The organism is Microbacterium oleivorans, from assembly GCF_013389665.1.
In the GTDB taxonomy this organism is placed as follows: Bacteria; Actinomycetota; Actinomycetes; order Actinomycetales; family Microbacteriaceae; genus Microbacterium; species Microbacterium oleivorans_C.
Genome location: NZ_CP058316.1, coordinates 2,444,392 through 2,461,026, shown reverse-complemented (window position 1 = coordinate 2,461,026; position 16,635 = coordinate 2,444,392). Strand labels below are relative to the sequence as shown.

Here is a 16,635-nt window from a genome sequence, read left to right as displayed (position 1 = left end):
GCGGCCCGCGGCGCGTGCCCGCCGGCCGCGACGCGTCAGTCCGAGACGTCGTAGGGGCGCAGCCGCCCGCACATGCCGAAGCCGCGGGGTCCGTCCGCCGACGGGGCCACGTGGACCGCGGCCGCGGCGAGGTGTCCGCCCTCGCCGCGGGCGATGGCCGCGGCGCTCGCGACCGCCTGTTCCGCGAGGCGGAGCGGTCGCTGCCGGACGATCTCCTCCCATCCGGCGGCCCGCGGCGCGACGATGCGCACCGCGGCCGCATGGAACTCGGCGAGCGCGTCGGCGTCGCCGGCCTCGACGTGTTCCCGGAGTCGGTCGAATCCACGCACCGCCTCGTCGCGGCGGGCGGCCGCGGCGGCGGCGCGGTCGCGCTCGTCGGCGTCGGTGGGGATGCGAGCCGTCCGCGCGTAGCGCGCGGGATCGGCCAGCACCTCCGGGGGAAAGGTCATCACGGCGTCGCCCGCCTCCGGGAGCCCGGCGTTGCTCATGACGACGACGACCCGAAGGTCGCCGGTGTTCACGGCGCGGTGGATCGTTCCCGGGGTGAACCAGACCACGGCTCCCGGTGCCAGCGCCGTGCGCCGGAAGCCGCGGGCGTCGATCGTGTGCAGCTCGCCGGTCCCCGCGGTGACGATGTAGGCCTCGGTCGAGGCGAGGTGCATGTGCGGGGTCCCCCCGCAGATGCCGTCGGGCGCCGCGTCGGCATAGACGGCGAGGTCGGTGACCGAGGTGCCGCCGGGAAAGCTCGAGGGCGCGATCACGCCGCACCCGTCCGCCCGGCCGCGGCGGTGCCGGCGCCTTCTCGCGCAGCGAGCACCGAGCGAACGGCCGTCGCGACGGCCCCGGCGGCGTCGGCGTCGGCATCGGCGATCCCGACCCCGTATCGGAAGGCGACGGTCTCGCCTGCGGGCACGACGACCTCCTCGCTGAAGAACGGCGCGGGGTTGAGGCACGCGAACTCCTCGGAGCGCGCGAACCACTGCGGCGGGTGGTGCGGGTTCTCGGCGGCGTCGACCATCACGATGAGCGACGAGGCGTCGACGTCGTCGTGGCGCCCGGCGAATCCCATCCACTCGTGGCGCTGCCCCCGCACGTCATCCCCCGACCCGGTGCCGTCCGCGGTCACGAGCACCCCTCCGGTGAACGAGCGCGGCCCGCGCCAGAACAGCCCGCCGTATCCCGCGTTCTCACGTCCCTTGGTCGTGGGCGACCCGATCGCGATGGGCTCGGCGGTGACGTTGGTCATCTCCGTCTCGAAGGTCAGCGCCCAGCACGCTTCGTCGACGATGCGCGCGGTGATCGTGCGGCGCTCGGTGAACATCCGCACTCCGCCCTGCGAGATCCACTCCAGGTCGTGCGCGACCCGGGCGACCCGCCCCTCGGCGCTGCCCTCGGCTGCGGGGTCGACGGACAGCCGCGTGATCGCTTCGTGGCGCTGGGCGCCGTCGTTGTCGAGCTGCACGTAGAAGCGGCCGTGGATGTAGGTCGGGCCGCCCCAGAAATTCTCCTCCCCCACAACCGGCAGCGACCAGGCGATCCCCTTGTGCCAGACGTGGTCCCACGGGCGGAACAGGCTCACCGTGCGCCCGGCGCGGGTGCGGATCGGATGCAGGAACGGCTTGGGCGACTCCAGCTGCGGCGAGTCGGGCTCGTAGGTGTATCGGAAGAGCTCGACGTCGTCGTCCCGGACCGCGAGGGCGGTGCCGAGCTCGTGGACGATGGACAGCGTCATGCGGTGGCCTCCTTCAGTGCCGGCCACGGCACGGCTCCGCCGTCCATGGCCCGGTAGAACGGGTCGTCGGGGGCGATCTCGCCCGCGAGCACGGGCGCGCCACGGAAGGCGGACGCGTAGGTCGCCGCCGCGAACTCCAGCGTGCGCCGTGCCTCCTCCGCGGCGACCCCCGGGGTGCGTCCCTCGGCGAGCGCGTCGAGCACGGCGGCGAGCTGCGAGGTGTGGCTGCTGCGCTCGTCGGCGGGAGCGGCCGCCGACGCGGCATCCCATCGGTCGGCGAGGGCCTCGTGCCCGGGAGCGGCGGTGAAGGTCCAGTCCGCTTCGGTGTAGCCGTAGAGGTGCTCGACCTCGACGGTCGCGTACTCGAAGTCGAATCGCAGCCGCGAGACCTCGCGCGGAGAGACGATCGAGTTCGTGACGTTCGCCAGCGCGCCGTTGGCGAACTCGACGACAGCGAGCGAGACGTCCTCGGTGTCGGTGGGGAGCGCCTGGCGGGCGGCGAAGGCGGTCAACCGCCGCCAGGGACCGAGCACCGCGAGCAGCAGGTCGAACTGGTGGATGCCGTGACCCATGGTCGGGCCGCCTCCCTCGACGTCCCAGCGACCACGCCACGGGAGGTCGAAGTAGTCGGGGGTTCGGTGCCAGAGCGTCTCGCAGGCCGCGACCAGCGGGCGCCCGAGCACTCCCTCGTCGAGCATGGCCATCAGGCGCTGCGCCGGCGCGCCGAAGCGGTGCTGGAAAACGGTGAGCGCGGGCACGCCGGTCTCGTGCGACACCGCGACCAGCTCGTCCATCTCGGCCAGGCTCAGGGCGGTCGGCTTCTCGATGAGCGCGGGCGTTCCGGCACGGAGGGCACGCACCGCGAGGGGAACGTGGGTCTGCGGCGGCGTGCAGATGTGGACGAGGTCGAGGCGCTCCTCGCGCAGCAGCGCGTCGAGGTCGGCGTGCACCGCACCGGCGCCGAAGCGTTCGGCGAAGGCGCGCGCCCGCTCGGAGTCGAGGTCGACGACGGCGACGAGCTCGACGCGCGAGCCGAGAGCACGGATGGCCTCGGCGTGGGCATGGGCGATGGCACCGGTGCCGACGATGGCGGCACGCAGGAGGGTGTTCACGGATGTCCCTCTCGGGGAGTGGATGAGCATTCGATCGACAGTGAACGATCACTATTCAATGGCGACGGTAGCCAACGGTCGCAGGCCGCGTCAACCGGCGCTCACTCCGGACGGTCCGGGCGACCGACGTCGGGCCCGGTCGACTCCCGCCAGATCACGCGCTGCATGCCCTGCGGCGGGCCGTCGTCGAGGGGCGTTCCCGACATCGCCGCCACGAGGCGACGGGCCTCGTGCGCACCGAGCACGTCGAAATCGCTCTGGACGGTCGTCAGCGAGGGGAAGAGGAGCCCGGACAGCGGCAGATCGTCCCAGCCGGTGACGGCCACCCGCTCGGGCACCGGGATGCCGCGCCGCGCGAGCGCGCGCACCATCGCGGCCGCGACGACGTCGTTCGCCGCGAGCACGGCGATCGGCTCGCCCTCGGCGACGAGCTCGGCGGCCACCTCACCGGAGGCCGCCGACCAGTCTCCGATGTGCACGAAGTCGGGCCGGATGCCGTGAGCGCCGACCGCCGCCTCGAACGCCGTACGGCGGGCGCGTGCCGAGGCGTACGCGAGGTCTCCGGTGATGTGGGCGAAGCGGCGGAAGCCGCGGTCCACGAGCCCGTCGACGAGCTCGACCACCGGCGAGCTGTCGGCCAGCGCACCGATCACGCGACCGGCGTCGTCGTAGTCGGAGGAGGCCAGCACCGTCACGCCGCGGTGGCTGCCGAGCAGATCGCTCGGGAGCGGGGCGAAGCTCAGCACGCCCTCCACGGCCCCGGAGCCGACCAGCTCGCGCACCCGCTCGGCGCGCACCTCGCCCTCGCCGTCGACGGTGAGGATCTCGACGGCGTACCCCGCGTCCTGGACGACCTGCGACGCGCCCGCCAGCAGGCGTCCCGGATTGTGCACGCCGCTGCCCGCGAGGACGAGCGCAACCCGTCCGGATCGACGCGTCCGCATCGATCGGGCGACGAGGTTCGGCCGGTAGTCGAGTTCCTGGATCGCGGCGGCGATCCGCTCGCTCGTGGCAGGCTTCAGCCCACCGTTGAACCGGAGGTACCGCGACACCGTCTGGTGCGACACCGCGGCGCGCGTCGCGACATCGTGGATCGTCGCCGGCCGTCTGCCCTCACCGCTCATCCCGCACCCTCCCGCCGCCCGCCGGGGCCGCGGGATCAATCTAGTGCTTGACAGAAAAGTGATCGATCACTCACAGTGTGATCGATCACTTTCGCGTCGGCAACGTCGCCCGCGAACGAAAGGAACTGGCCCGATCATGAGACACCGCCCATTGCTCTCCGCCTGCGCCGCCCTCGGGACCGTCGCGCTCCTCCTCACGGGCTGCGCCGCCCCTTCCGGGGCCGATCCCGCCGCATCGCTCGACCCGGACGAACCCGTCACCCTCGACTTCGCGTTCTGGGGAAACGACGTCCGAGCGGAGATGTACGACGAGGTGCTGGCGGCTTTCGAGGACGAGCATCCGAACATCACCGTGCGGACGACCTTCCTCGACTACACCGCCTTCTGGGAGAAGCGTCAGACGGAGGCGGCGGGCGGCGGGCTGCCGGACGTCTTCCAGTTCGGCACCTCGTTCATGCGCCAGTACGACCAGAACGGGCTCCTCCTCGACCTCACGCCGTACCTCGGAGACGTCATCGACACCGAGCCGCTCGCCGAGCCGGTGCTCGCAACCGGTCGGATCGACGAGCGCACGGTCGCGGTCACCATCTCGACGAACTTCTGGTCGATGTGGTCGAATCCGACCCTCATCAAGCGCGTCGGCGCCGATCCGTGGGACGGCGGGACGTGGGACGAGTACGCCACGTGGATCTCCGACTTCACCGATCGCGCCGTGGCGGCCGGTGTCGAGGCATGGGGCGGCACCGACTATGCAGGCCGCATCCAGTCGTTCGAGCTGCAGCGGCGCGCGGCGGGAGAGGACCTCTTCACGGCAGACGGTGAGCCCGAGTTCACGGAGGACGACCTGGCGGAGTTCTGGAACAGCACCGCCTCCCTGCGCGAGAGCGGGGCGGTCGCTCCGCAGCAGCGGATCGAGGAGGCACTGCCGAAAGCCGCCTTCGATTCGGCACTGACGGCGACGGACGTCTCATGGGACAGCCTGGGCGCCGGATTCCTCCTCAATCTCGGGCCCGACTATCCGACCCTCGACCTGCAGGCCCCGCCCACCGGCGCACCGGGGGCGGCCGACATGTACCCCAACGCGGGCATTCAGCTGGCGGCATCCGCGCGGACGGAACACCCGGCGGCGGCGACGACGCTCATCGACTTCCTCGTCAACTCTCCGGTCACCGGCGAGGTCTTCGGCCTGAACCGCGGGATGCCGGCATCCGAGACGGCCCTCTCCGGGGCCGAGCTCAGCGGGCTCGACGCCGAGATCGTCGAATACGAGCAGTCGCTGGGCGACCGCGTCGGGGATCCGCCGCCGACCCCCATCGTGGGGTACGGCACGCTCGAGGAGAAGTTCCGCCAACTGGGCGTCGAGCTCAACTTCGGCACGATCACCGTCGACGAGGCCGTCGCGCAGTTCTTCTCCGAGATGGACGTCGTCATCTCGGAATGACGCCGACGCACCCGGACCCCTCCCACCCTGCGGGGTAGAGGGGTCCGGGTGCGTGACGCCGCGGGCATGCCGGCAGGGTGTGCCGGAGGCGGTCAGCCTGCGGCGGGCAGCCGGTCGATGAACAACTGGGTCGCCTGCGGCACGTAGTCGGTGTTGGTGGCGGGATCCCAGCCCACGAGGGCGATGGCGTTCTGCCCCACCCGGACGGTGGCACCCACCAGCGCGAACGGCGTCCCGCCGACGTCGCCGGTCACCCGCCAGCCGCGCGATTCGTCGGCGCCCGAGAGCGAGAGGTCGAACGGCTCGACGCTCGTGGTGACCGGCGTGCCCTGCATCGCGAAGAGCTCCTGCCCGTCGGCGCACCGGGCGATCGCGTCATCCGCCTGCGTGACGAGGTCGGTGGCGGCGGCGTCGTCTGCCGTGGCCGCGACCACGGCCGTCATCGACCGGTCGTTGCTGGTGCCGAACTCGACGGCACTGGCGGCGGCGGACTCCCACCCGGCACCGAAGGGGGCGAGGCAGCTCGCGTCCGAGACGGTGAGCCCCGGATAGATCGACTCGAGCATCGCGGCCGTGGTGTCGTACTGCCCCGGCTGGAACTGGATGCCGGTGAAGAGGGCCTCGAGATCGGCGTCGCTCAGCGCCGCCGATCCGGTCCCGGCCTCGACTGTCGGCGTCGCGCTCGCCTCGGGCGCCACTGAGGAACTCGTCGGGGCTCCGGAGTCGGGAGAGTCCGCCGGGGTGCAGCCGGCGAGGGCGACCAGCCCGACCGCGGCGACGATCACACCGACGTGGGTGCGGGCGATCGCGCGCTTCGAGGGGGCGGGGGTCTTGGTCACGAGCGGCATCACGTCACGTTCTCCTGGGGTCGATGGTGACTCGACGCTATCCGCCGGCCCAGACGCCCGTCGACGGGGAGCGCTGCCCATCGCCGACGCGGCCCGAGTGCCGTAGTGTGTCGCCTCGCGCGGTGCCGTGCGGTGCGGTCGTGGGGCGGTGCGGTGCGGTGCGGTGCGGTCGTGGGGTGGTGCGGTGCGGTCGTGGGGCGGTGCGGTGCGGTGGGGGCGGGGCGGTCGTGGGACGGTGCGGTGGGCGCGGCGCGGTGGGCGCGGCGCGGTGGGCGCGGTGCGGTCGTCGGGTCCTGGCGCGATGCGTGTTGCGGTGCGCAGCGACTCGCGCCGATCCCGTCGGAAGCCCGACCTCGATCCGGGTCGATGTCGGAGGTCCGTGACATGATTCGAACATGCATTCGAGTGTGGGGTATGGCAGCGACGGAGACGTCGCCGCGCTGGCCGCGCTCGTCGGAGACGCCGGGGCCGCGAAGGATGCTGTGCGGTTCGGGCAGATCCGCGAGGTCCGGGTCCTCGCCGCAGCCGGGCAACTCGCCGAGAAGCAGGCCGCCGGCGCGTCCGAGCGGGTGAAAGCCCACGAGATGGCGTTGCGGTCGATCGCCGCGGAGTTGGCGGGGGTATTCGTCGCCACCGACCGCACCCTGCAACGCCGGATCGATGACGCCCAGGACCTGGTGGAGAACTACCCCGCGACCATGTCCGCGTGGGAGGACGGCCGCCTCGTTCGCGGGCACGTGCTGGTGATCCAGGATGCCGGGGCGATCGTGCCGGGTGAGGTGCGGGGCGAGTTCGAACGGCAGGCCATCGTGGCCTGTGAGGGTGAGACCCCGAACCGGGTGCGGGAGCGTCTGCGGATGCTCGCCGAACGGTTGCACCCGCGGACGTTCACCGAACGCCACCGGGAAGCAGCAGCGGGACGTTGCGTTCGGGTGCAGCCCGGGGTGGACGGGATGTCGGACCTCGTCGCGACCGTACCGACCGTGATCGCGGAGGGGATCGTGGATCGCCTCACCCAACAGGCCCGGGAGATCGTCCACGCCAGAGACCGGGCGGGTGCGACCGAGCCGATCGACCCGCCGGGCTCGTCGTTCGTGGGCGACGCGCGCACGATCGATCAGGTCCGCGCGGACGTGTTCTCCGACCTCCTCCTCGCCGGAACACCCAGCCTGGACCCCACCGACACCGGAGACGGCAACGGGACCCTCGGCGCGATCCGCGCGAAGGTGCAGGTCGTGGTCTCAGCGCTCACCCTCGCAGGGCAGGACGAGCACCCCGCTGACCTCGTCGGCCGAGCCCCCATCGACGCCGCCACCGCACGGGTCCTCGCGGGCGAGAACACGTCCTGGGACCGGCTCCTCACCCACCCCGTCACCGGCACCGTCCTGGAATGCGACACCTATACGCCGACTGCGGCGATGAAACGGCTCCTCCGTGCCCGGGACCGGCACTGCCGGTTCCCCGGATGCCGGCAACCCGCCATCCGCTGTGAAAACGACCACACCATCGCCGCATCCGAAGGCGGACCCACCCACATCTGCAACCTCGCCAACCTCTGCAAACGACACCACGACACCAAACACCACACCCGATGGCGAGTCAGACAACTCCCCGGCGGAACCCTCGTCTGGACCTCACCCACCGGACGCACCTACCGCGACAACGCACCACCACCCCTCGTCACCTTCACACCCGCCGCGGGCTTCCCGGCAGAGCAGCCACCACCGCTCACCCCACCAAGGGAGAAACAACCCGGGGAGAAATCACCCGGGGAGAAACCACCCGGGGAGAAACCACCGGGCGAACCGCCCGGCCGGCTCGAACCACCCCCGTTCTGAGCCCGAACGCGCGCGGCCTGATCCCGCACGTGCCTGTGGAAGCCCGCTACCGCGCCTCGATCTCGACGCCACGGCTCCGAGCGCCCCGCGACTGCTGCGCCCACCCACCGCGCCACGGTGGTTTGCGCGCCCACGCACACGCACACCAGCGCCGAGCCCGAGCAGCGGCCCGGAAACGCCGACGGCCGCGGCATCCGATCTCCGGAGCCGCGGCCATCGGTGCGGTGGCAATCCTCGCCACCGCCGCGCTTCAGCGCTGGCGCTTCTCGCGTACCCGCATGTTGGTGACGATCGGCGTGCCCTCGAAGCCGAAGATCTCGCGCAGGCGCCGCTGGATGAAGCGACGGTACCCCGGGTCGAGGAACCCGGTGGTGAAGAGCACGAATGTGGGCGGGCGCGTCGACGCCTGCGTTCCGAACAGGATGCGCGGCTGCTTGCCCCCGCGCAGCGGGTGCGGGTGCTCGGCCACGAGTTCTGCGAGGAACGCGTTGAACTTTCCGGTCGGAATGCGCTGGTCCCACGACTGCAGCGCCGTCTCGAGTGCGGGCACGAGCTTGTCGAGGTGGCGCCCGGTGCGCGCGGACAGGTTCACGCGCGGCGCCCAGGTCACGTGCGCGAGGTCCTGCTCGATCTCCCGCTCGAGGTATCGCCGGCGATCGGCGTTGTCCATGTCGGTGTCGTTCAGGCGGTCCCACTTGTTGAACGCGAGCACGAGCGCGCGTCCGGATTCGAGCACCAGGTCGATGATGTTGAGGTCCTGCACGCTGATCGTCTCGGTCACATCGAGCACGACGACGGCGACCTCGGCCTTCTCGAGCGCGGCGGACGTACGCAGCGATGCGTAGAAATCGGCGCCCTGCTGCAGGTGCACCCGGCGGCGGATGCCGGCGGTGTCGACGAGGCGCCAGAGCTTGCCGCCGAGCTCCACGACCTCGTCGACGGGATCGCGGGTGGTGCCCGCGAGGTCGTTGACGACCACGCGCTCCTCGCCCGCCGCCTTGTTCAGCAGCGACGACTTTCCGACGTTCGGACGACCCAGGATCGCGACCCGGCGAGGACCGCCGAGCTCGTTCTTCGCGACGGCCGAGACCTCCGGCAGCACCTTCATGATCTCGTCGAGCAGGTCGGCCACACCACGACCGTGGATGGCCGACACCGGGTGCGGCTCCCCGAGACCGAGGTTCCAGAGAGCAGCGGCCTCGGGCTCCTGGCGAGCATCGTCGATCTTGTTCGCGACGAGGAAGACCGGCTTGTCGGACTTGCGCAGCAACCGCACCACGGCCTCATCGGTCGCCGTGGCTCCGACCATGGCGTCGACGACGAACATCACCACGTCGGCGAGGTCGATCGCGACCTCGGCCTGCGCCGCGACGGAGCGATCGATGCCGCGCGCGTCCGGCTCCCACCCGCCGGTGTCGACGAGCGTGAAGCGACGGTCCATCCACTCGGCCTTGTAGCTGACGCGGTCGCGCGTGACACCCGGGGTGTCCTCGACGACGGCTTCGCGCCGACCCAGGATGCGGTTCACGAGGGCGGACTTGCCGACGTTCGGGCGTCCGACGATCGCGACGACCGGCAGCGCCGGCAGCACCTCGACGGCCTCGCCGCCCGCGGTCAGCCCTGCAAGGAGCTGAGCGTCTTCGTCGTCGAGCTCGTAATCGGCCAGCGTCGCCCGAAGCGCCGCCGCCCGCTGCTCGGCGAGCTCCTCGTCGAGGTTCGCGAGCTTCTCCTCGATCTGGTCGGGGCGACCCTCGTACTCGTCGTCGGTCGTAGCCATCAGTTCTCTCCTGTCGCGGTGCGCACGACGTCGATGACGGCGTCCACGGTCCGATCGAAGTCCAAGTCGGTCGAGTCGACGACCACCACGCCGGGAGCGGCGGTGAGGAAGTCGACGACCTGCGCGTCCGAAGCATCCCGGCGGTGCAGCGCCTCCGCGACAGCGGCGGCATCCTCCCCCGTCAGCTCGGCGCTGCGGCGCGCGGCGCGCACCTCGGGAGCGGCGGTGAGCAGGATGCGCACCGGCGCGTCGGGGAAGACCACCGTCGTGATGTCGCGTCCCTCGACCACGACACCGGGAACCCCCGATGCGGCAACCAGCGCGCGGAACAGCGCGGTGACGTGCTCGCGCGCACGCGACACCCGGGCGACGCCGCTCACGGCTGCCGTGACGCGTGGCTCGCGGATCTCGGCGGTCACGAACGTGTCACCCACGCGCACCCAGTGATCATCCGGATCGAGCGAGATGGCGTAGTCGAACGTGTCGAGCGCACCGGTCACGGCATCCGCGTCGGCGGTGTCGTCACCGCGCGCGAGCACGTGCCAGGCGAGCGCACGATAGGCCGCGCCGGTGTCGAGGAAGCCGTATCCCAGCATCCGCGCCACCTGCTTCGAGACGCTCGATTTGCCGCTACCGGCCGGGCCGTCGATCGCGACGGTCGCGGGCTGGACGGGGTCGGGGGTGGTCACGGTGTCAGGCACGGGGCACGCTCGCGATCTTCCAGCCGCGCTCCTCGAGCCCGGCGACGGCATGGTGGACGACGCTCGGCACCACGCTCAGCTCGGCCAGACCGAACTGGGCGCCCGGGGAGTGCTCGAGTCGGAAGTCCTCGACATTGACCTCGAGCTCGCCGAGGTCGCCGAACAGGCGGCCGAGCTGACCCGGCGTGTCGTCGACACGGACGACGACCTGCTCGAACCGGCGGTTCTGACCGTGCTTGCCCGGGAGTCGCTCGACCCCCTCGTTGCCGCGCCGGATCGTGTCGGCCAGCGTGCGGCGGGCACCGGGGGCGGCCGGTGCGCGCAGTGCCCCCGCTACAGCGCGCAGATCGTGGGCCAGCTCATCGAGCACGGCGGCGACGGGCGCGGCGTTCGCACCGAGGATCTGCACCCACAGCTCCGGAGCGGACGCGGCGATACGGGTGGTGTCGCGCACGCCCTGGCCGGTCAACCGCAGCGATCCCTCGGGTGCCGCGACGAATCGGCCGGCCAGCAGGCTCGCGACCAGCTGCGGCACGTGCGAGGTCAGCGCCACAGCCTCGTCGTGCTCCTGAGGGGTCATCTCCAACGGCATCGCACCGAGGTCGAGCGCCAGCCCCTCGACCACGGCGAGGTCGGCGGCGAGCGTCTCGTCGTCGCGGCAGACGACCCACGGCCGTCCCACGAAGATGTCCGCCCGTGCGGAGATCGCGCCGCCACGCTCGCGACCGGCGAGCGGGTGGGACCCGATGTAGTGGGCCAGGTCGACGCCGCGCGAGCGCAGCTCGAGGTAGGGCTCCAGCTTGACGCTCGCGACATCCGTCACGACGGCTTCCGGATGCTGCCGCAGCTCGCGCTCCACGACGTCGGCGGTGACGTCCGGCGGGACGGCGACGACGACCAGCGCCGGACGATCGTCCGCGGCGGCGAGGCGTCCCGCGCCGTAGTCCACGGCGAGGCGCAGCTGGGCGGGCGAAGCGTCGTCGAGCACGACATCGACCCCGAGCAGGCGCAGAGCATGACCGATGCTCGATCCGAGCAGACCGGCACCGACGATGCGCACGGTGCCGGCCGTGCGCGCGGCACGGCCGGGGCGCACGGGATCGAGCGAGGAATCGGTCACGGGTTCTCCGGAGAAGTCGGGTGCTCGGCGGCACCGTCGGCGCTGCGCGAGAGCGTCAGCAGCGCACCGCGTTCCACTGTAGTCAACTCGCGGGCACGCCCCGCCGGGAGGGTTCCCAGGTGCAGCGGACCGAACTGGCGTCGGACGAGCTCGATGACCGGGTGCCCGACCTCCGCCATCATCCGGCGCACGATGCGATTGCGGCCCGAGTGCAGCGTCAACTCGACCAGACTCGTCTCTCCGGAGGTGTCGAGCAGCCGCGCCTTGTCGGCCGCGATCGGGCCGTCCTCGAGCTCGACGCCCTTCGTCAGCCGCGCGATCACCTGCGGGGTGACGCGGCCTCGCACCTTGGCGATGTAGACCTTGGTGACGCCGAACGAGGGATGGGCGAGCACGTGGGCGAGCTCGCCGTCGTTGGTGAGCACGAGCAGCCCGCTCGTCTCGGCGTCGAGCCGGCCGACGTTGTAGAGGCGCTCGTCCCAGTCCTGGGTGAACTGCCGCAGGTCGGCCCGCCCCTTCTCGTCCTTCATCGAGCTGACGACGCCGGTCGGCTTGTTGAGCATCACGTAGCGCTTGGTGGCATCCAGCTGCACCGCGGTGCCGTCGACGTCGACGATGTCGCGCTCCGGGTCGATGCGACTGCCGAGCTCGGTCACCGTGACGCCGTTGACGCGCACCCGCCCCGCGACGATCATCTCCTCGCACACGCGGCGCGACGCCACGCCCGCATTCGCCAGAACCTTCTGCAGGCGTACGCCCTCGGCATCCGTCATCGGATCCCCTCTCCCTCGAAACCCTCGGTGCCGTCGTCGAGCAACGGCGAGATCGGCGGCAACTCGTCGAGCGAGTTGATACCCAGATTCACCAGCAGCGCGTCCGTCGTGCCGTACAGGATGGCGCCGGTCTCGGCGTCGTTGCCCATCTCGGTCACCAGCCCGCGCGAGAGCAGCGTCCGAACCACCGAGTCGACGTTGACCGCGCGGATCGAGGCGACCTGACCGCGCGAGACCGGCTGCTTGTAGGCGATGACCGCGAGCGTCTCGAGCGCGGCCTGCGACAGCCTCGACGGCGCCTGCGTGTTGACGAACTCGCTCACGAGGGCGTCGTGCTCACCGCGCACGTACAGCCGCCACCCCCCACCGACCTCGCGCAGCTCGAAGCCGCGGCGGGGGCCGCCGGTGTCGCCGTCGTAGTCGGCGACGAGGCCGGCGACGGCCTGACGCACGGCGGCGACCGGGGAGCCCACGGCGGCGGCGAGCGCGACCAGGCTCTGCGGCTCGTCGACCACCAGCAGGATCGCCTCGAGTCGCCGCGCGACATCGGCGATCGGGGTGGCGACGGTGGGCGTCGGATCATCGGTCATAGTCGGCTCCCAGGGTGGCGAGGTTCTCCTCGGACCAGCGCTCGGCGGTCCAGCGCAGCGTCAGCTCACCGAGCGGCTCGAGCTGCTCGAACGACAGCGCCGCGTGCCGGTAGAGCTCCAGCACGGCGAGGAAGCGGGCGACGACGATGCCGGGCTGGCCGACACCGGCGACGAGGTCTCGGAAGTTCAGGGTACCCGCGCCGCGCAGCAGCGTGACGACGATCGCCGCCTGCTCGCGGATCGACACGAGCGGCGCGTGCAGGTGATCCAGCCCCACGACGGGGATCTCCTTCGGCGCGAAGGCCAGCATCGCCAGTGCCGCGAAGTCGTCGGGGGTGAGAGTCCACACGAGCTCGGGCGCCGCGGCCCGGTACCTCTCGTCGAGGCGCACCGAGCGGGTGTGCCGGCGGTCCTCGGCGACGACCCGCTCGGCGAACCAGCTCGACACCTGCTTGAACGCCCGGTACTGCAGCAGGCGTGCGAACAGCAGGTCGCGAGCCTCGAGCAGCGCCACCGACTCGGCATCGATGAGCTCGCCCTGGGGCAGCAGCCCGGCGACCTTCATGTCGAGCAGGGTTGCAGCCACCACGAGGAACTCCGATGCCGCGTCGAGCTCTTCGGGCTCGAGCCCGCGGAGATAGCCGATGAACTCGTCCGTCACCTTGCTGAGCGACACCTCGGTGATGTCGAGCTCGTGCTTGCCGATCAGGTTCAGCAGCAGGTCGAACGGGCCGTCGAAGTTGGTCAGCGAGACGCGGAAGCCGTCGCCGGAGACCGCCTCAGCGGCATCCGCGGGCCGGCCGGCGGCGGGATCGACGGTGTCGTCAGGCGACGGCGCCACGGGCGACGAGCTCCCGCGCGAGGCGCAGATAGGCCTGCGCGGCCTGGTGCTCCGGCGCGAAGGTGGTGATCGGCACGCCGGCGACCGACGCGTCGGGGAACTTCACGGTGCGGCCGATCACGGTCTCGAGCACGTCGTCGCCGAACGCCTCGACCACTCGCTCGAGCACCTCGCGGGAGTGCAGGGTGCGGGGGTCGTACATCGTGGCGAGCACGCCGTCGAGCATGATCGACGGGTTCAGCCGGTCGCGCACCTTGTCGATCGTCTCGATCAGCAGAGCCACGCCGCGCAGGGCGAAGAACTCGCACTCGAGCGGGATCAGCACGCCGTGGCTGGCGGTGAGCGCATTGACCGTGAGCAGACCGAGTGAAGGCTGACAGTCGACGAGGATCACGTCGTAGTCGGCGGCGACGTTGCGGAGCACGCGCGAGAGGATCGTCTCGCGCGCCACCTCGTTGACGAGGTGGACCTCGGCGGCCGACAGGTCGATGTTCGCGGGGATCACGTCGAGCCCGGGCACCGAGGTCGAGACGATGACCTCGCGCGGGTCGCGCTTGGTGTCCAGCAGGAGGTCGTAGATGGTGGGCACGTCGTGGGTCGCGATGCCGAGGCCCGCCGAGAGCGCACCCTGCGGGTCGAAGTCGACCGCGAGAACCTTGCGCCCGTAGTCGGCGAGCGCGGCGGCCAGGTTGATGGTCGTCGTGGTCTTGCCGACGCCACCCTTCTGGTTGCACAGCGCGATGATCCGCGCCGGGCCGTGACCGTCGAGCTTCGGCGGGGTCGGGAAACCTCGGTAGGGCCGACCGGTGGGTCCGATCGGGGTGTCTTCCGTGGGGGCCTTCCCGGCCTTCCGCGACTTGTCCGTCACCGAGACTCCTGCTTTCCGTAGCGTGCGATCGATTCTCGCACAGGCACGCACCGCGTGCCGTGACTCCTCGCGGCGGGGCGCCGGCGGCGGACCCCGCCGAGCTGCGTCTGCCCGGTCGCCGATGCCGGTGAGGCGTCGCACGGCTCCGACGACGACACGAGCCCCGCCGCTGCGACGGACGCACCGCTGCGGAGGTGCGTGTCACAGACTCCCGAGGACGTCGAGGCGCAGCTGCGCGGCGACGGCGATCACCAGGTAGTCGAGGACGACGATCAGCGGCGTCCACGCGAGGATCACCGCGCCCAGGCTCTCGACGCGGCGGCCCCAGATACCGGCCCGCAGACTCCATCCTGCGGTCGTCCAGAACAGCGGGATCGTCACGAGCCACACGACCATGCACCACGGGCAGAGCGAGCCGTACTCGAACACGCTGCGGTACGCGAAGACGTGGACGAGCACGACGGCCGCCGCGACGAACAGCGCGTACACCCGCCAGTACCACCGCCGCAGGCCCGCCGGCGCCGCGAGCGACGAGACCCCCGCGAACACAGCTCCCGGGAACAGCACGATGCCGATGATCGAGTTGCTGAAGCCGAGGAGATTACCGCCGGGGCTCAACAGGTTCGGGCCGCAGGTGACGATCGGGCTGATGTCGCACGAGATCATCGCCTCGGCCCCGGTGAGCTGGCCGATGTACTCGTGGTAGAGCAGAAACGACACCACCCACCCGACGACGCCCGCCACGACCCACACGATCGCGACGGCCGTTCCGGGCGCGACGGCGTGCCCGGGCGCGACGGCGCGCCCGGGGGCGACGGATGCGGTGGACATGCCGCCATCATCCGGCGGCGCGGTCGCGGGCGGCGGGGTCCGGGGCCGGGAGAAATCGACCGGCTCGGCGGCGGACCCCGCGGGCCCAGGCCCGACTCGGGGGCTCGTGCCCCGCTCAGCGGGCGCGGGGATGCGAGGTGGCGTAGATCTCGCGCAGCGCGTCGACCGTGACGTGGGTGTAGATCTGCGTCGTCGCGACCGAGGCGTGGCCGAGGAGCTCCTGCACGACGCGGACGTCCGCGCCGCCCTGCAGCAGATGGGTGGCGAAGGAGTGCCGCAGCGTGTGGGGCGATACGTGTGCGGTCAGGCCCGCGCGCTCGGCCGCCTGTTGGATGACCAGCCATGCGCTCTGTCTCGACAGCGGCGCCCCGCGCAGCCCGAGGAAGAGCCGCGGCGTCGCCCTCCCCCGCCGCGAGAGCTCCGGGCGGGCACGGGCGAGGTACGCGTCGACCGAGGCCCGCGCGTACGACCCCACCGGCACGACGCGCTCCTTCGCACCCTTTCCGCGCACCCGCAGCACATCGCCGCGGGCCAGGTCGTCGACATCGAGCTGCACGATCTCCGAGACGCGGGCCCCCGTCGCGTACAGCAGTTCGAGCAGCGCTCGGTCGCGGAGGCCGCCCAGGTCGGTCTCGGCCGTGTCGCCGGGGGCCGGGCCCGCGGCATCCAGGAGGCGCTCCACCTGGTCGATCGTCAGCGCCTTCGGCAGCCGGCGCGGCGTCTTCGGAGGTGTCAGGCGCTGCGTCGGATCGTCCGGGACGAGCCCCTCACGTGCGAGGAAGCGGTGCAGCCCGCGCAACGACGACTGCAGCCGCGCGATCGACGTCGCCGCCGGCGGTGGATCGGCCGACGCGGCATCCTCGGCGAAACGCGCGACGACCTCCGCGGTCACCGCGGTGACATCGTCGATTCCGCGCTGCGCCAGCCACGACGTGTAGGCGTCGAGATCACGCCGGTACGCGGCCACGGTGTGCGCCGACAGGCCCCGCTCGACCGAGATGTGGCGCAGGTACGCCGCGACGGCTCGGTCGAGTCGCAC

Annotated in this window: 16 protein-coding genes; 2 read left to right on the top strand and 14 right to left on the bottom strand. The window is 71.7% G+C overall.

The genetic code is table 11. The features are described 5' to 3' along the window. Positions 1 to 35 precede the first annotated feature (35 nt). The 4 genes from HW566_RS11670 to HW566_RS11655 all read right to left on the bottom strand — a co-directional run bounded on the left by HW566_RS11670 (position 36) and on the right by HW566_RS11655 (position 3,968). The gene (locus tag HW566_RS11670) at positions 36 to 761 is read right to left on the bottom strand and encodes a cupin domain-containing protein (protein WP_256728687.1); all 726 of its coding nucleotides are present in this window, start codon (positions 759 to 761) and stop codon (positions 36 to 38) included. Beyond that, positions 758 to 1,732, bottom strand: a complete 975-nt coding sequence (locus HW566_RS11665; RefSeq protein WP_178013074.1) for a PmoA family protein — start codon at positions 1,730 to 1,732, stop codon at positions 758 to 760. Before HW566_RS11665 ends, HW566_RS11670 begins: the two co-directional genes overlap by 4 nt. Continuing rightward, positions 1,729 to 2,844 carry a Gfo/Idh/MocA family protein gene (locus HW566_RS11660; RefSeq protein WP_256728686.1) on the bottom strand — a complete coding sequence of 372 codons (1,116 nt, stop codon included), beginning with the start codon at positions 2,842 to 2,844 and terminating at the stop codon, positions 1,729 to 1,731. The genes HW566_RS11665 and HW566_RS11660 overlap by 4 nt, the downstream gene beginning before the upstream one ends. A 101-nt stretch (positions 2,845 to 2,945) precedes the next feature. Further along, on the bottom strand, positions 2,946 to 3,968 hold the full coding sequence (locus tag HW566_RS11655) for a LacI family DNA-binding transcriptional regulator (RefSeq protein WP_178013070.1): 1,023 nt from the start codon (positions 3,966 to 3,968) through the stop codon (positions 2,946 to 2,948). Positions 3,969 to 4,104: 136 nt separating this feature from the next. Here HW566_RS11655 and HW566_RS11650 point away from each other — a divergent pair, with 136 nt between their 5' ends. After that, a complete protein-coding gene (locus HW566_RS11650; protein WP_178013068.1) occupies positions 4,105 to 5,409 on the top strand; it encodes an ABC transporter substrate-binding protein in 1,305 nt (434 codons plus the stop codon). 92 nt (positions 5,410 to 5,501) lie between these two features. Here the strand turns inward: HW566_RS11650 and HW566_RS11645 are convergent, their stop codons facing one another. Next, complete coding sequence (locus HW566_RS11645; RefSeq protein WP_178013066.1) at positions 5,502 to 6,257, bottom strand: hypothetical protein; 756 nt, start codon at positions 6,255 to 6,257, stop codon at positions 5,502 to 5,504. A gap of 395 nt (positions 6,258 to 6,652) precedes the next feature. On the opposite strand from HW566_RS11645, the gene HW566_RS11640 reads away from it, so the two are divergent. Next, the gene (locus HW566_RS11640; RefSeq protein WP_178013065.1) at positions 6,653 to 8,095 is read left to right on the top strand and encodes an HNH endonuclease signature motif containing protein; all 1,443 of its coding nucleotides are present in this window, start codon (positions 6,653 to 6,655) and stop codon (positions 8,093 to 8,095) included. A 250-nt stretch (positions 8,096 to 8,345) separates the two neighbouring features. On the opposite strand, the gene der is transcribed toward HW566_RS11640, so the two are convergent. The 9 genes from der to xerD all read right to left on the bottom strand — a co-directional run bounded on the left by der (position 8,346) and on the right by xerD (position 16,635). Next, a complete protein-coding gene (gene der, locus HW566_RS11635) occupies positions 8,346 to 9,872 on the bottom strand; it encodes a ribosome biogenesis GTPase Der (RefSeq protein WP_178013063.1) in 1,527 nt (508 codons plus the stop codon). Beyond that, a complete protein-coding gene (gene cmk / locus HW566_RS11630) occupies positions 9,872 to 10,573 on the bottom strand; it encodes a (d)CMP kinase (protein WP_256728685.1) in 702 nt (233 codons plus the stop codon). Before cmk ends, der begins: the two co-directional genes overlap by 1 nt. Next, positions 10,566 to 11,693 carry a prephenate dehydrogenase gene (locus tag HW566_RS11625; protein WP_178013060.1) on the bottom strand — a complete coding sequence of 376 codons (1,128 nt, stop codon included), beginning with the start codon at positions 11,691 to 11,693 and terminating at the stop codon, positions 10,566 to 10,568. The genes cmk and HW566_RS11625 overlap by 8 nt, the downstream gene beginning before the upstream one ends. Then, complete coding sequence (locus tag HW566_RS11620) at positions 11,690 to 12,466, bottom strand: pseudouridine synthase (protein WP_178013058.1); 777 nt, start codon at positions 12,464 to 12,466, stop codon at positions 11,690 to 11,692. The genes HW566_RS11625 and HW566_RS11620 overlap by 4 nt, the downstream gene beginning before the upstream one ends. Then, entirely contained in the window at positions 12,463 to 13,056 is a 594-nt protein-coding gene (gene scpB, locus HW566_RS11615) for an SMC-Scp complex subunit ScpB (RefSeq protein ID WP_178013056.1), read from the bottom strand. The genes HW566_RS11620 and scpB overlap by 4 nt, the downstream gene beginning before the upstream one ends. Further along, on the bottom strand, positions 13,046 to 13,897 hold the full coding sequence (locus tag HW566_RS11610) for a segregation and condensation protein A (protein ID WP_178013054.1): 852 nt from the start codon (positions 13,895 to 13,897) through the stop codon (positions 13,046 to 13,048). Before HW566_RS11610 ends, scpB begins: the two co-directional genes overlap by 11 nt. Next, positions 13,881 to 14,765 (bottom strand): ParA family protein, encoded by an 885-nt coding sequence (locus HW566_RS11605; protein WP_178013052.1) that lies wholly within the window; start codon positions 14,763 to 14,765, stop codon positions 13,881 to 13,883. The genes HW566_RS11610 and HW566_RS11605 overlap by 17 nt, the downstream gene beginning before the upstream one ends. A gap of 201 nt (positions 14,766 to 14,966) precedes the next feature. Continuing rightward, the gene (locus tag HW566_RS11600; protein ID WP_178013050.1) at positions 14,967 to 15,596 is read right to left on the bottom strand and encodes a vitamin K epoxide reductase family protein; all 630 of its coding nucleotides are present in this window, start codon (positions 15,594 to 15,596) and stop codon (positions 14,967 to 14,969) included. Between the two features lie 115 nt (positions 15,597 to 15,711). Next, a complete protein-coding gene (xerD, locus tag HW566_RS11595) occupies positions 15,712 to 16,635 on the bottom strand; it encodes a site-specific tyrosine recombinase XerD (protein ID WP_256728684.1) in 924 nt (307 codons plus the stop codon).

Coding starts and splice junctions, on each gene's coding strand:
- scpB (WP_178013056.1), bottom strand. CDS start 13,056: ATGACCGATGATCCGACGCCCACCGTCGCCACCCCGATCGCCGATGTC.
- HW566_RS11640 (WP_178013065.1), top strand. CDS start 6,653: ATGCATTCGAGTGTGGGGTATGGCAGCGACGGAGACGTCGCCGCGCTG.
- HW566_RS11600 (WP_178013050.1), bottom strand. CDS start 15,596: ATGTCCACCGCATCCGTCGCCCCCGGGCGCGCCGTCGCGCCCGGGCAC.
- HW566_RS11620 (WP_178013058.1), bottom strand. CDS start 12,466: ATGACGGATGCCGAGGGCGTACGCCTGCAGAAGGTTCTGGCGAATGCG.
- HW566_RS11655 (WP_178013070.1), bottom strand. CDS start 3,968: ATGAGCGGTGAGGGCAGACGGCCGGCGACGATCCACGATGTCGCGACG.
- HW566_RS11665 (WP_178013074.1), bottom strand. CDS start 1,732: ATGACGCTGTCCATCGTCCACGAGCTCGGCACCGCCCTCGCGGTCCGG.
- HW566_RS11645 (WP_178013066.1), bottom strand. CDS start 6,257: ATGCCGCTCGTGACCAAGACCCCCGCCCCCTCGAAGCGCGCGATCGCC.
- HW566_RS11650 (WP_178013068.1), top strand. CDS start 4,105: ATGAGACACCGCCCATTGCTCTCCGCCTGCGCCGCCCTCGGGACCGTC.
- der (WP_178013063.1), bottom strand. CDS start 9,872: ATGGCTACGACCGACGACGAGTACGAGGGTCGCCCCGACCAGATCGAG.